The organism is Achromobacter xylosoxidans A8 (assembly GCF_000165835.1).
GTDB classification, from domain to species: domain Bacteria; phylum Pseudomonadota; class Gammaproteobacteria; order Burkholderiales; family Burkholderiaceae_B; genus Achromobacter; species Achromobacter xylosoxidans_B.
Genome location: NC_014640.1, coordinates 2113860 through 2127142 on the forward strand (window position 1 = coordinate 2113860; position 13283 = coordinate 2127142).

At 67.9% G+C, this 13283-nt stretch carries 12 protein-coding genes; 10 read left to right on the top strand and 2 right to left on the bottom strand.

Features of this window, described 5'->3' with window-relative positions:
• The 5 genes from AXYL_RS09900 to AXYL_RS09920 are packed head-to-tail and all read left to right on the top strand — an operon-like array spanning window position 1 to window position 3937.
• The gene (locus AXYL_RS09900; RefSeq protein WP_013392652.1) at window positions 1-1128 is read left to right on the top strand and encodes an ABC transporter ATP-binding protein; all 1128 of its coding nucleotides are present in this window, start codon (window positions 1-3) and stop codon (window positions 1126-1128) included.
• Window positions 1125-2045 (top strand): ABC transporter permease subunit, encoded by a 921-nt coding sequence (locus AXYL_RS09905; protein ID WP_013392653.1) that lies wholly within the window; start codon window positions 1125-1127, stop codon window positions 2043-2045. Before AXYL_RS09900 ends, AXYL_RS09905 begins: the two co-directional genes overlap by 4 nt.
• On the top strand, window positions 2042-2851 hold the full coding sequence (locus AXYL_RS09910; protein ID WP_013392654.1) for an ABC transporter permease subunit: 810 nt from the start codon (window positions 2042-2044) through the stop codon (window positions 2849-2851). Before AXYL_RS09905 ends, AXYL_RS09910 begins: the two co-directional genes overlap by 4 nt.
• Complete coding sequence (locus tag AXYL_RS09915) at window positions 2848-3204, top strand: Spx/MgsR family RNA polymerase-binding regulatory protein (protein ID WP_013392655.1); 357 nt, start codon at window positions 2848-2850, stop codon at window positions 3202-3204. The genes AXYL_RS09910 and AXYL_RS09915 overlap by 4 nt, the downstream gene beginning before the upstream one ends.
• Before the next feature lie 46 nt (window positions 3205-3250).
• Complete coding sequence (locus tag AXYL_RS09920; protein ID WP_013392656.1) at window positions 3251-3937, top strand: DNA-3-methyladenine glycosylase; 687 nt, start codon at window positions 3251-3253, stop codon at window positions 3935-3937.
• 33 nt (window positions 3938-3970) lie between these two features.
• On the opposite strand, the gene AXYL_RS09925 is transcribed toward AXYL_RS09920, so the two are convergent.
• Complete coding sequence (locus AXYL_RS09925) at window positions 3971-4669, bottom strand: PhoP regulatory network YrbL family protein (RefSeq protein ID WP_013392657.1); 699 nt, start codon at window positions 4667-4669, stop codon at window positions 3971-3973.
• Between the two features lie 140 nt (window positions 4670-4809).
• Here AXYL_RS09925 and rmuC point away from each other — a divergent pair, with 140 nt between their 5' ends.
• From rmuC to phoU, 5 genes are all read left to right on the top strand, one after another.
• A complete protein-coding gene (gene rmuC, locus AXYL_RS09930) occupies window positions 4810-6192 on the top strand; it encodes a DNA recombination protein RmuC (protein WP_013392658.1) in 1383 nt (460 codons plus the stop codon).
• A gap of 105 nt (window positions 6193-6297) precedes the next feature.
• Window positions 6298-7827, top strand: a complete 1530-nt coding sequence (locus tag AXYL_RS09935; protein ID WP_013392659.1) for an amidase — start codon at window positions 6298-6300, stop codon at window positions 7825-7827.
• 64 nt (window positions 7828-7891) lie between these two features.
• Window positions 7892-9553 carry an isovaleryl-CoA dehydrogenase gene (locus AXYL_RS09940; RefSeq protein WP_013392660.1) on the top strand — a complete coding sequence of 554 codons (1662 nt, stop codon included), beginning with the start codon at window positions 7892-7894 and terminating at the stop codon, window positions 9551-9553.
• A gap of 37 nt (window positions 9554-9590) precedes the next feature.
• Window positions 9591-10271, top strand: coding sequence for a ribose-5-phosphate isomerase RpiA (gene rpiA, locus AXYL_RS09945; RefSeq protein WP_013392661.1), 681 nt, complete (start codon window positions 9591-9593; stop codon window positions 10269-10271).
• A gap of 173 nt (window positions 10272-10444) precedes the next feature.
• Window positions 10445-11167: a phosphate signaling complex protein PhoU gene (phoU, locus tag AXYL_RS09950; protein ID WP_013392662.1), complete on the top strand. Its 723-nt coding sequence runs from the start codon at window positions 10445-10447 to the stop codon at window positions 11165-11167.
• A gap of 83 nt (window positions 11168-11250) precedes the next feature.
• Here phoU and AXYL_RS09955 read toward each other — a convergent pair whose 3' ends face one another.
• Window positions 11251-13203 carry a phosphocholine-specific phospholipase C gene (locus AXYL_RS09955; RefSeq protein ID WP_013392663.1) on the bottom strand — a complete coding sequence of 651 codons (1953 nt, stop codon included), beginning with the start codon at window positions 13201-13203 and terminating at the stop codon, window positions 11251-11253.
• Window positions 13204-13283 lie beyond the last annotated feature (80 nt).

Consider the following 13283-nt stretch of genomic DNA (forward strand, 5'->3'; position numbering starts at 1 on the left):
ATGAGCGATAGCCGTTACTCGGCGCAGCATTCGGCCGATCCGGACGAGTTCGTCCGGATCTCCGATGTCGTAAAGATCTTCGGCGATGTGGTCGCCGTCCGTTCCGTCAATCTCTCGGTCAAGCGCAACGAGATCTTCGCCCTGCTCGGCAGTTCGGGCAGCGGCAAGTCGACCCTGCTGCGTATGCTGGCGGGCTTCGAGGAGTCCACCTCGGGCCAGATTTTCCTGGACGGCGAGGACATCACCCATATGCCGCCGTACCGCCGGCCCGTGAATATGATGTTCCAGTCCTACGCGCTGTTCCCGCACATGACGGTCGAGGCCAACGTGGCCTTCGGCCTGAAGCAGGAAGGCGTGGACCGGGCCGAGATCCATGACCGCGTGTTCGAAGCCCTGGACCTGGTGCAGATGGCCGGCTATTCGCGGCGCAAACCCAACCAGTTGTCGGGCGGGCAGCAGCAGCGCGTGGCGCTGGCGCGCAGCCTGGTCAAGCGGCCCAAGCTGCTGCTGCTGGACGAACCCATGTCCGCGCTGGACAAGCAGATCCGCCAGAAGACCCAGATCGAACTGGTGAAGATCCTGGAGCAGGTCGGCGTGACCTGCATCATGGTCACGCACGACCAGGAAGAAGCCATGACCATGGCCCACCGCCTGGCCGTCATGACCGAAGGCCAGATCGTCCAATGCGGCACGCCGCAGGACGTCTACGCCTTTCCGAATTCCCGCTTCGTCGCCAGCTTTATCGGTTCGACCAATATGTTCACCGGGACCATCGTGGTCGATGAGCCCGATCACGTCGCCATCGAGTGCGGCGAACTGACCCGTCCGCTCTTCGTCAACCATGGCGTGAGCGAGCCGCTGGGCATGGAAGTGCACGTCTCCATCCGGCCTGAACGGCTGGTGGTGTCGCGCGAGCAGCCCGAGGCCGAATACAACTGGGCCCACGGCATGGTCAGCCACATGGCGTGGATGGGCAGCTACGCGCTCTATCAGATCCGCCTGGATTCCGGCAAGACGGTGGAGGCCAGCGTGCCCAGCCAGTTGCTGGTCCAGATGGATGCGCCCGGCATCGACGAAGAGATCTTCGTCAGCTGGGACGCCGACAGCGCCACGGTGCTGGCGTCATGATCCGCTTTTCGCCCCGCGACTGGTTGCCGTCGGGCCGGGCGCTGGCGGTGGTGCCGCCGTTCGCCTGGCTGGTGCTGTTCCTGCTGGTGCCGTTCCTGCTGGTCCTGAAGATCAGTTTCGCCGAGCTGAAGTTCGGCATTCCGCCGTATACCTCGCTGGCCGAATTCAAGGACGAGGCGGTGCAGTTCAGCCTGCACCTGCGCGGCTACATCCTGCTCTTCACGGACAGCCTGTACTTCGCCACTTACCTGAATTCGGTGAAGATAGCCGCCATCACCACGCTCTTCTGCGTGCTGATCGGCTATCCCATCGCCTACTACATCGCGCGTTCGTCGCCCGCGGTGCGCAACCTGCTGCTCTTGGGCGTGATCCTGCCGTTCTGGACTTCGCTGCTGCTGCGCGTGTACGCCTGGGTGGGCATCCTGCGCAACGACGGCCTGCTCAACAACCTGCTGCAGGGCCTGGGCATCATTTCCAGCCCGCTGGAAATCTACCGCACCGACGTCGCTGTCTATATCGGCATGGTCTACGCCTATCTGCCTTTCTTCATCCTGCCGCTGTACGCGACGCTGGTGAAGATGGACCTGCGCCTGCTGGAAGCCGCCTACGACCTGGGCGCCAAGCCCTGGCAGGCGTTCTGGCAGATCACCGTGCCGTTGTCGCGCCAGGGCGTGATCGCGGGCGCCATGCTGGTGTTCATCCCGGCAGTGGGCGAATACGTGATTCCGGAAATGCTGGGCGGCGCCAATACGCTCATGATGGGCCGCGTGATGTGGAATGAATTCTTCAACAACGCCGACTGGCCCATGGCCTCTGCCGTGACCTGCGTGATGGTGCTGTTGCTGCTGGTGCCGCTGGTGGTCTTCCAATACAACCAGGTCAAGCAGCAGGAGCAGGCGAGCGGAGGCCGCAAATGAACGGGCCCAACAAGACTTTGCGCGCCGTGGTGCTGGGGCTGGGGTACTTCTTCCTGTACGTGCCCATCATCAGCCTGATGGTGTTCTCGTTCAACGAGTCGCCCACCGTCACGTCCTGGACCGGCTTCTCGTTCCGCTGGTATCACTCGCTGTTCAACGACGACGCGCTGCTGCGCGCGGCCTGGCTGTCGTTCCGCATCGCCGCCATGACCGCCACCGCTGCGGTCATCATCGGCACCTGGGCCGGTTACGTGCTGGGCCGCATGGGGCGCTTCCGCGGCTTCGCGCTGTACGTGGGCATGCTCAGCGCGCCGCTGGTCATTCCCGAAGTGGTGCTGGGCATTTCCTTGCTGCTGATGTTCGTGGAACTGCGCGGCAGCCTGGGCTGGCCCGCGGAGAACGGCATCTTCACGATCTGGGTCGGCCACGTGACCCTGTGCATGGCCTTCGTCGCGGTCGTCATCCAGACGCGCATCCGTGACCTGGACCGTTCGCTGGAAGAGGCTGCGCTGGATCTGGGCGCCACGCCCATGACCGTGTTCTTCAAGATCACGCTGCCGCTGATCGCCCCGGCGCTCGCCTCGGCCTGGCTGCTGTCCTTCACCCTGTCGCTGGACGACGTGGTGCTGGCCTCGTTCCTGTCCGGCCCCAGCTCCAGCACGCTGCCTATGGAAGTCTTTTCGCGGGTGCGCCTGGGATTGAAACCCGAGATCAACGCGCTGGCGACCCTATTCATCCTGGCGGTCGGCACTTGCGTGATCCTGGCCAACCGCATGCAATGGCGCAAGGAGTCCGAATCCAAATGAAGCAAACCACCCTGTACGGCCTGACCAAATGCAGCACCTGCGTCAAGGCGCGCGACTGGCTCACCGCGCATGGCGTCGCCCACGCGTTCGTGGACTACCGCGACAACCCGGTGCCCGCGGCCACGCTGAAGTCCTGGGCGGACCAGGTCGGCGGCTGGGAAAAGCTGGTCAACCGCACGTCCATGACCTGGCGCAACTTGGCCGAAGATCGCAAGACGGCGCACACCGATGCCCAGTGGAGCCAATTGATCGCCGAGTACCCGGCGCTGGTGCGCCGCCCGGTTACGGTCACGCCCGATGGCGAGGTGAGCGTTGGCTTCAGCGAAAAACGCTACGGCGAACGGTTCGCCTGAGGCGCGGGCCCAGTCCGGCCAGGCGCCAGGCGCTGCCGGCCAGGCATTGCCCGACGCCTTTTTCGACCGCGACGCCTTGCAGCTGGCGCGCGAGCTGCCGGGCAAGGTCATCCGGCACCGCGTGGGCGGCCTGTGGCTGTCGGCCCGCATCATCGAGACCGAAGCCTATTACCTGGAAGAGAAGGGCAGCCATGCGTCGCTGGGGTACACGCACAAGCGACGGGCCCTGTTCATGGACGGCGGCACGGTCTACATGTACTACGCCCGTGGCGGCGATTCGCTGAACTTCAGCGCCGGCGGGCCGGGCAATGCCGTGCTGATCAAATCCGCCTATCCCTGGACGGACACGCTGTCCGGACCGCAGGCGCTGGCCCGCATGCTGCAGTTGAATCCGGATGCGCAGGGGCGGCCGCGGCCGGTCTCCGGCCTGTGCGCCGGCCAGACCCTGCTGTGCCGGGCGCTGGGCCTGAAAGTGCCGGACTGGGACGCGCGCCGTTTCGATCCGCAGGCACTGTATGTGGAGGATGTGGGGGAATCGCCCGAGGCCCTGATCTGCACCACGCGCCTGGGCATACCCCTGGGGCGGGACGAACATCTGCACTACCGCTTTGTCGACCCGGGCTACGCCGCCTTCTGCACGCGCAATCCGTTGCGCCGCGGACAGCGCGCCGGCCATGACTATGTCTGGGTGGACCGCCAGGGCGTGGTGCTGCGGCAGGCTCCGCAGCCGTAACTGACCTGCGCGGTCGCGGTCTGGGCGGGCGCTTCAGACAGTGCCGTTGGCGATGCGCTCGGCCAGGGCCGCGCGCATGCGCGCGTACTTGCGCTGGACGCGCCGGCTGTTCAGGCGCTTGCTCCAGGCATAGATCGGAATCAGGGGCAGTCCGCCGAAGCCGTCGATCAGGTACAGGCCCTGCTTGCCGTCTGCGTTCAGGCCGCAGGCGATATTGCTGGCGGAGACGTCGTGCAGGACCACGTGGGCGTCGGCCAGGTCCTGGAAGAATTCGTCCAGCTGCGCGCCTAGGGCATCGTCCAGCTTGCCCGCCCTGGCCAGGTCCGTCACGGTGGGAGCGATGTTGCCGTTGGCGTCGCGGATTTTCTCGACCACCAGGCCCAGGCCCAGGGTGGTTTGGGCAACGCCGAGTATGCGCGCCATGGGCACCTGCCATACGCCCGAGGGGCGGGTGGTGGTGGTGACGTATTCGTAGAGTTCGGTCAGGTAGACGCGGTACGCGCTTTCGCGCTGGTACTGCTTGTACCAGCGCTTGAACGGGCGGGCTTCCAGGTAAATCGCGCGGGCGCGCATGTCCATGACCTTGACGAGCAAGGACGGCATGTTGGGGTGCTGGAAGATGTGCCGGTCATGGCCGGAGGCGAGCGGCGTGGCGGCGTTCAGGTCCAGCGGCCCGAAGATGGACTGGAAAGACGCCGCGGGCGTACAGAGGGGGGGATCTGCGGGGTTCAAGAGGAGATCAAGCCTGTTTGGATGCTCCCAAGTTTAATCCTTGAGCCGGAGCATGAGTCCGCCAGATGCCGAATCTCGGTCGGATTTACCTGGGAAGACGTGGTCGGAGTCCTACAATCCCGGCTTTGGAGACGCATCTTTTGAACGACATTCATCTGCTTTGGATCGCCGCGGGCGGCGCTGTTCTGGCCTTTCTGGCGGCCTTGCTGGCCTGGCTGCGCCCGCCCGCAAGGGACGACCGGCTCGACGCGCTGCTGGAAAGCCTGGAGCGGACCGAGCGCGCGCTGCGTTCCGACATCGCGGAAGGCCAGCGCGGCCTGCGCAGCGAATTCGCGGACTCCACGCGCGCCCTGCGGGTGGAACTGTCGCAGTCGCATGGCGACTTGCGCGCCGGGCTGTCGCGCGATGCCCAGGCCGCGCGCGCGGAGTCGGCGGAATCCCTGGCGCGCTTCGCCGCAGGTTTCTCCGAGCAGTTGCAGGGCCTCATCCAGATCAACGAGCGGCGCCTGATGGAAGTGCGCGCCACGGTGGATCAGCGCCTGCAATCGTTGCAAACCGACAACAGCGCCAAGCTCGATGAAATGCGCCGCACCGTGGACGAAAAGCTCCACGCCACGCTGGAGCAGCGCCTGGGCGAGTCCTTCAAGCTGGTGTCGGACCGCCTGGAGGCCGTGCACAAGGGCCTGGGCGAAATGCAGGCGCTGGCTGCCGGCGTGGGCGACCTGAAACGGGTGCTGACCAACGTGAAGTCGCGCGGCACCTGGGGCGAAGTGCAACTGGCCAGGCTGATCGAGGACAACATGACGCCGGACCAGTACGCCAGCAATATCAAGCCCGTGCCGGGCAGCGACGCGGTGGTGGAGTTCGCCATCCGCCTGCCGGGACGCGGCGACGGCGGCGAACCTGTCTGGCTGCCGATCGACGCCAAGTTCCCCAAGGAAGAGTACGAGCGCCTCATGGACGCGCAGGAAGCCGCGGACACCGAAGGCGTGAAGAACGCCGGGGCTGCGCTGGGCCGTGCGGTCGAATTGCAGGCGCGCCTGATCGCCGGGAAGTACGTGGCGCCGCCGCACACCACCGACTTCGCCATCATGTTCCTGCCCACCGAAAGCCTGTATGCCGAGGTGTTGCGCCGCCCGGGCCTGCTGGACAAGCTGCACGACCTGCGCGTCAACGTGGCCGGCCCCAGCAACCTGGCGGCGTTGCTGAACAGCCTGCAGATGGGTTTCCGCACCTTGGCCATCGAGCAGCGCTCGTCCGAGGTCTGGCAGGTGCTGCGCGCGGTCAAGACGGAATTCGGCAAGTTCGGCGAATCCCTGGCCAGCGTCAAGAAGACGCTGGACACCGCCAGCAACAAGATCGGCCAGACGGAAGTCCGTACCCGCGCCATGCTCAAGAACTTGAAGGCCGTCGAGGCGCTGCCCGAAGCCGATGCCCGGCTCCTGCTGGGCGCGGTGGACGAGGGCGCTGCCGCGGACGACGAGGAAGACCAGGAGGGGCTGCAGGCCGCGGGCCCGAACTGATCCGGCCGAAACGGCATCGCAGGGGCGCGCGCTTGTTGCCCGCCGCGACTGCCGATATCCTGGCGCTAGCGGCGATCCGCCGTCGACACCTGGAGCATTGCAAGCATGAGCACCGCTGAACGCCATGATTCCTCCACCCTGGACGCGACGGCGCTGGGCGCCGATATCGCGCAAGGGGCCACCACTGCGCTTGCTGCGATGCAGCAGGCGGTGGACCGGGTGGCGGCCCGCAATCCCTCGATCAACGCCGCCTGCGGCCTGCAGGCGGAAATCGGCCTGCGGTTGGCGCAGTCGCTGGACGAGGATCTCGCCGGTATGTCGCAGGCGCAGCGCTCGGCGCAGCTGCAGGACCGTCCGTTCCTGGGCGTACCCACCTTGCTCAAGGACCTGGGCACCGCCGCGCTGGGCCTGCCCAGCGCCATGGGCTCGGTGCTTTATGGCCAGGTGGTATGGAATGTCGACGCCGAGATCGTCAAGCGCTACCGCCGCGCCGGCCTGATTCCGTTCGGCCGCACGACCAGCGCAGAGCTGGGCCTGAGTCCCACCACCGAATCCCCGGTCTACGGCCCGGCCACGCAGAATCCCTGGAAGACCGGCCACAGCGCGGGCGGATCCAGCGGCGGCGCGGGCGCGGCGCTGGCCAGCGGCATGGTGCGCATCGCCCATGGCAGCGATGGCGGCGGGTCGATCCGCATTCCTGCGTCCTGCTGCGGCGTGCTGGGCCTGAAGCCCTCGCGGGGCCTGATGCCGCTGGGCCCGCTGAAGGGAGAGGGCTGGGGCGGCCTGGCCACCGAACACATGATGACCCTGTCGGTGCGCGACTGCGCGGCGTCGCTGGACATCAGCGCTGGCGCCGACGTGGGCGCGCCTTATGCCGCGCCGGCGCTGCCCGCGGACTCCTACCGCGCCGTGGTGGCGCGCATCGCGGCCGATCCGCAGTCGGCCGCACGGCGCCGCATCGCCTTCGTCAACACGACCTACGAGGGCGAGGCCATCCATCCCGAAGTGGCGGCGACGGTGGACGAGGCCGTCCGCCTCTTTGCTTCGCTGGGCCATGAACTGGCGCCCGCCGCGCCGCCGGTGGGCTCCGAGGAGGTCTTGTCGCCCATGCTGCCGCTGATCGCAAGCGCGGCGGCCAATGCCATCGACGCCTTCGTGGCCGCGCGCGGCCGACGGCTGGCCGCCGATGAACTGCAGCCGACCACGCTGGGCGCGCGCGAATACGCCCGCGCGATCTCCGGCGCGCAATACGTGGCCTGCGTCGATACCTGCCACGAGATCACGCGCCGGGTCGGCCGCTTCCTGGAGCGCGACGGCGCGCAGGGCTATGACCTGTTCCTGAGCCCGGTGCTGGCGCAGCCGCCGGCGCCCATCGGCCGCTACGCCATGGACAATGCCGACTACCTGGCCTACCGTTTGGGCAAGAAGGGCGTCATCGGCTATTCGCCGTTTGCGCCTTTGGCCAACCTGACCGGCATGCCCGCCATCTCCATCCCCTTCGGCATGTCGTCCGACGGCCTGCCCATCGGCATCCAAGTCATGGGGCCGCTGGGCAGCGAGGCGATGCTGCTGGAACTGGCGGCGCAGGTCGAGGCGCTGCGGCCCTGGGCCCTGGTGGCGCCGATGGCCAGGTAGGGCGCAAGGGGCAGACCGCGCCGCGGGCCAGCGGCGCATCAATGGACCGATCCAGGGAGCCGCCATGTCATCGTTTGCGACGCACGCCGTATCCAACCAGGTGCCGCCCCTGGAGGACTACTCCCTGTACGAGACCGATCCGGCCTTGCGCGAGGCGGTGCGGCGCGAAGGCGCGCAAGCCTGGGTGTCAGACTTGGCGGCGCATGGCGCCTGGCTGGGCCGGGCGCAGACGCTGGAGGCCGGCGCCCAGGCCAACCGCTGCCCGCCGCGCCTGATCAGCTACGACCGCGGCGGCCACCGCATCGACCGCGTCGAATTCCACCCGTCATGGAATCTGCTGATGGGCGGCATCATGGCGCGCGGCCTGCACAGCCGCGCCTGGGCGCAGCCCGAGCCGGGCGCGCAGGTGGCGCGGGCAGCCGCCTATGTGATGCAGGGGCAGGTCGAGGCGGGCACCTTGTGTCCCACCACCATGACTTTCGCGGCGGTGCCGCTGCTGCAGCGCGAACCCCCAGGCGTGGTGGATTTCGGCGGGCAGTGGCTGAACGCCTTGTATTCCCGCGAGTTCGACGGCGCCGACGCGCCGCTGGCCGCCAAGCGCTCGGCCCTCATCGGCATGGGCCTGACCGAAAAGCAGGGCGGCTCCGACCTGCGCGCCGTCACCACGCGCGCCACGCCGGTGGGCGCGGCCGGCCGTGGACGCGCCTATCTGCTGGTCGGACACAAATGGTTTTTCTCGGTGCCGCAAGCCGACGCACACCTGGTGTTGGCGCAGACCGATGAAGGGCTCAGCTGCTTTTTCGTGCCGCGCTGGATACCGGACGGGCCGCGCAATGCGGTGCGCGTGCGCCGGCTGAAGGACAAGCTTGGCAATCGCAGCAATGCCAGCGCCGAGGTCGAATTCGAGGACGCCTGGGGCGTCATGGTGGGCGAACCGGGCCGCGGCCTGACGGTGCTGCTGGAGATGGCGGCCACCACGCGCCTGGATTGCGTGTTGGGCAGCGCGGCGCTGCTGCGGCAGGCGCTGGTGCAGTCGGTCCATCATGCGCGGCATCGGCGCGCCTTCGGCAAGCCCCTGATCGATCAGCCCCTCATGCGCAACGTGCTGGTTGACCTGGCGCTCGAAAGCGAGGCGGCCATGGCGCTGGGCCTGCGGCTGGCGCGCGCGGTGGACGAACGCGCCGACGCCTCAGCGCGGGCCCTGGTCCGCGTGGGTACGCCCGCCGCCAAACTGTGGGTCTGCAAGCGCGCCATCGCCGCGGTGGCCGAATGCATGGAGGTCTGCGGCGGCAACGGCTACGTGGACGACGGTCCCATGCCCAGGCTTTACCGCGAAACGCCGGTCAACTCCATCTGGGAAGGTTCCGGCAACGTGATGGCGCTGGACGTGCTGCGGGCCTTGCAGCGCGAGGCCGCAGCGCTGCCTGCACTGGAGCGCGAGTTCGGGCAGGCGACGGGGCAGTACCAGGACTTCGACGACGCGCTGACGCGCTGGCGGGCCTTGTTGGCCGACGAGGCCCAGGCCGAGTTCCAGGCGCGCCGCATCGCTGCAGGTCTGGCGCGGCTGTGGCAGGCCGCCTTGCTGATCCAGCATGCGCCCGCGCCGGTGGCGCAAGCCTTCGCCGCCAGCCGCCTGAACACGCGCGGCGGCGTGTTCGGCGAACTCGCCGCCGGCACGGATGCCCAGGCGATCCTGGCGCGGGCGTGGCCCGCCGCCGCATGCTAAATTTCCTGGCTCGAGCAACCTTCCCGCATTTTTCGCCATGCTTTCCCAGCAAGAACTCAAGCAGCAAGCCGCCGACGCGGCCCTGGAATTCGTTGAACAGGTCGCCGGCCCGGACGCCATCATCGGCGTGGGCACGGGGTCCACGGCCGATCTCTTCATCGATGGCCTGGCCCGTTTCAAGGGCCGGATCGGCGGCACGGTGGCCAGCTCCGAGCGCAGCGCCGCCCGGCTGGCCGGGCATGGACTGAAGGTGCTGGACCTGAACGACATCACGACGATGCCGATCTATGTCGACGGCGCCGACGAGATCGACGCCAACCTGCACATGATCAAGGGCGGCGGCGGCGCGCTGACGCGCGAGAAGATCGTGGCCTCGGTGGCCGGGCGCTTCATCTGCATCGCCGACGAATCCAAGCTGGTGCAGACCATGGGCAAGTTCCCGCTTCCGGTCGAAGTCATTCCCATGGCCCGCGAGTCCGTGGCGCGCGCCCTGGCGATGCTGGGCGGCCAGCCCAAGCTGCGCGAGGGATTCGTCACCGATAACGGCAACATCATCCTGGACGTGTCCGGCCTGTCCATCACCGACGCGCAGGGCCTCGAAGCCCGCGTCAACAACCTGGCGGGCGTGGTGACTTGCGGCCTGTTCGCGATCGCCGGCGCCGACGTGGCGCTGCTGGCCACGCAGAACGGCATCCGCCGCCTGGATCGCCGCGCCTGAGACCTGCCGCGGCTCCTGGACCCGGCACCCCGGCCGCCTTGCCTTGCAGGCGCCCGGGGGCGCATTCATAATCCTGTCACACTTGGGTCATAACCTTGCGGGTTGTGCAGGCCCACCTTGTAATTTCCTTTTTTCAGGGCAGTGCAATGAGACCAACCACGCAGGGAGCCCGGATGTCGGAGCATACAAACAAGCAGTTCGATGCGGACCTCGAAAGCGTCCGTTCGCAGTTCCTGCAAATGGGCGGCTTGGTGGAAGCCATGATCCAGGAGGCCATCGACGCGCTCGCCAGCGGCGACATGTCCTTGGTCGACAAGGTTCGTGAGCGGGAAAAGGAAGTCAACCGCCACGAAGTCGAAATCGACGAAAGCATCAGCCGCATCCTGGCGCGCCACCAGCCCACCGCCATCGACCTGCGCATGCTGATGGCCGTGTCCAAGATGCTGACCGACATGGAGCGTTCCGGCGATGAAGCCGAGAAGGTCGCCACCGTCGCGCGCCGCATCCACGAGGCTGAGCTGCGCCATATTCCGGTGATCGAACTGCGCCACATGGCCGCCGCAGTCCGCACCATGCTGCATCAGGCATTGGACGCGTTCGCCCGCCTGGATCCCATCCAGGCCGCGGCCGTCGTGCGCAGCGACAAGGAAGTGGACAAGGAATGGAAGGGCGCGCTGCGCCACCTGATCACCTACATGATCGAGGATCCGCGCACCATTTCGCGCGCCATCGACATGATCTTCATCGCGCGCGCGCTGGAACGCATCGGCGACCACGCCAAGAACATGTCCGAGCGCGTCATTTACATGGTCAAGGGTGCCGACGTGCGCCACACCGGCGTGAAGAACACCGAGCGCCTGGCGCGCGGCGAAGAAGAAGAGGGCACGGAAGAGTAATCATCGCTGTCGGACGCCCGGCGGGTTCTCGCCGGGCGTTTGGCGTCGAAGCCTGCGTTGCGGCGTCCCTCAGACGCCTCGCGTCAGTCCAGCGGCAGCGTCGCCCCAGCTTGCAGGCGCGGGTCCGGCAGGCCGGGTTTGCCGGCGTCGACGCGGCCGGCCAGCCTGCGGCAGAAGGCCGGCATGGCGGGCGCGCTGATCTCCAGGTCGTACCACCCCTGGCAACCGCCATAGGCGAGTTCCAGCGCGCCGTCCGCCTGCACGTGCGCCATGGCGCACCAGCCGTCGCCGATGCGCGACTCCACTTTCACCGGCTGCGGCGCCTCGCCGCGATTGACGAGACGCAGGCTCAGGCCAGTCGCCGTCGGCGTGACTTGCGCCTCCAGTGCGCCGGCATCGCGCGCATCGCCGCGGAACTGCCGGTGCAGGCCGTCGGGACCCAACAGCCACAAGTCATATGCGCCGCCATCGTGCAGGCGCCAGCCGTCGTCCAGCCGCGCGCCTGCGCCCACGGTATAGCGGCGCGGGGCAAGTTCCAGCGCGCGGCGGTCGTAGACATGCAGCACCGCGCCCGCGGCGCCGGGGTTGCGCAGGGTCAACCGGTAGTGTCCGCCGTCGGCGGCCATCCTGCCCTGGATCTCCAGCGCATAGGGCAGGGCGCAGGCCCGCCGCGGGCCTGAAGGGGCCGCGATATGGTCCCCGGCGAAATCGAAGGCCGAGGTCAGGTCGCCGGCGATCTCGCGCCGCCAGGCGCTGATATTGGGTTCGAGCACGCCGAAGCGCGCCTCCAGGAAGCGGATCACCGAGGTGTGGTCGAACACCTGGGAATTGACCCAGCCGCCGCGGCTCCAGGGCGAGACCGCCAGCATCGGCACGCGCGGCCCCAGGCCGAATCCGCGGCCGTGCAGGCCGGCGGGGTCGTCCGGCGTGGCGGCGCTGGGCCCGTGGCGCGCGTCATGGTATTCGCCATCCAGTTCGACCGTGGACAGGCCGCCCGACAGGCCGTCGGCTGCGCGGGCCGGCGGCGCGGGCGGCGGCATGTGGTCGAAGAAGCAGTCGTTCTCGTCGTAGGTGACGAAGAACACGCAGCGGCTCCAGACCTCCGGATTGCGGGTCAGGATGTCCAGCACGCGCTCCGTGTAGGCGCCGCCCCGGGCCGGCGACGAGACCTCGGGGTGTTCGGAATCGGCCGTGGGCGCAATGATCCACGACACCTGCGGCAGCGTGCCGTCGGCGATATCGCGGGCCAGTTGGTCCAGCGTGCAAGTGGACAGGCCGCGGTCGCGCAAGGGGGCGTCGGCGGCTGCGCCCGCATGCTGGCGCCGGTATTGCCGGAAGCCGGCCAGCGGGTTGTCGTGGTAGTTGTCCGCCATGTCCTGGTAGATGCGCCAATCCACGCCGGCGTCCTGCAGGCGCTCGGGATAGGTGGTCCAGGCGTAGCCTTCGCTGGCGGGGCCCGGGCGGTCAAACGTGTTGACCAGCGCCGGTCCTCCGGCCAGGCCTTGCGGATCATTGGTGCCGGTCCAGAGGAACAGGCGGTTGGGATTGGTGCCGGCGTGGATCGAGCAATGATAGGCGTCGCACAGGGTGAAGGCGTTTGCCAGCGCGGTCTGGAACGGCACCTCCGCGCTGCGATAGGCGCCCATGCCCAGCCGGCTCTTGGCGGGCAGCCATTGATCCATGCGGCCGTCGTTCCAGGCGCGCTGCGCGTCGTCCCAGGTATGCGGCGTGATGTAGCCCACCTGCGCATCGCTGGCGTATTCCGCCTGCAGGGCATAGGGCCGAACCCGTGTTGCGCCGTCCGCCTGCGTCAGTACATTGCCGGCCAGCGTGGGGGCGGGATGCGGATCCGCGAATCCGCGCACGCCGGGCAAGGTGCCGAAATAGTGGTCGAAGGACCGGTTTTCCTGCATCAGGATCACCACGTGCCGCACGTCCTGCAGCGTACCCGTGCGGCGGTCGGGCGCGATGCCTAGCGCGCGTTCGATGGGCGAGGAGGGGGCGGCGGACGGGGACAGGCGCGATTCTTCTTTCATGACAGCGATGATACGGCCAGCGATGCTTGAATCTTAAGGCCGGCTTGGCGGCGGGAGCCGGGGCCGGAAACGAACAGCCC

What these genes read in the sequence shown, in the direction of transcription:
- AXYL_RS09900 (WP_013392652.1), top strand. Translation starts at nt 1, where the DNA reads ATGAGCGATAGCCGTTACTCGGCGCAGCATTCGGCCGATCCGGACGAG.
- AXYL_RS09905 (WP_013392653.1), top strand. Translation starts at nt 1,125, where the DNA reads ATGATCCGCTTTTCGCCCCGCGACTGGTTGCCGTCGGGCCGGGCGCTG.
- AXYL_RS09910 (WP_013392654.1), top strand. Translation starts at nt 2,042, where the DNA reads ATGAACGGGCCCAACAAGACTTTGCGCGCCGTGGTGCTGGGGCTGGGG.
- AXYL_RS09915 (WP_013392655.1), top strand. Translation starts at nt 2,848, where the DNA reads ATGAAGCAAACCACCCTGTACGGCCTGACCAAATGCAGCACCTGCGTC.
- AXYL_RS09935 (WP_013392659.1), top strand. Translation starts at nt 6,298, where the DNA reads ATGAGCACCGCTGAACGCCATGATTCCTCCACCCTGGACGCGACGGCG.
- AXYL_RS09940 (WP_013392660.1), top strand. Translation starts at nt 7,892, where the DNA reads ATGTCATCGTTTGCGACGCACGCCGTATCCAACCAGGTGCCGCCCCTG.
- rpiA (WP_013392661.1), top strand. Translation starts at nt 9,591, where the DNA reads ATGCTTTCCCAGCAAGAACTCAAGCAGCAAGCCGCCGACGCGGCCCTG.
- phoU (WP_013392662.1), top strand. Translation starts at nt 10,445, where the DNA reads ATGTCGGAGCATACAAACAAGCAGTTCGATGCGGACCTCGAAAGCGTC.
- AXYL_RS09955 (WP_013392663.1), bottom strand. Translation starts at nt 13,203, where the DNA reads ATGAAAGAAGAATCGCGCCTGTCCCCGTCCGCCGCCCCCTCCTCGCCC.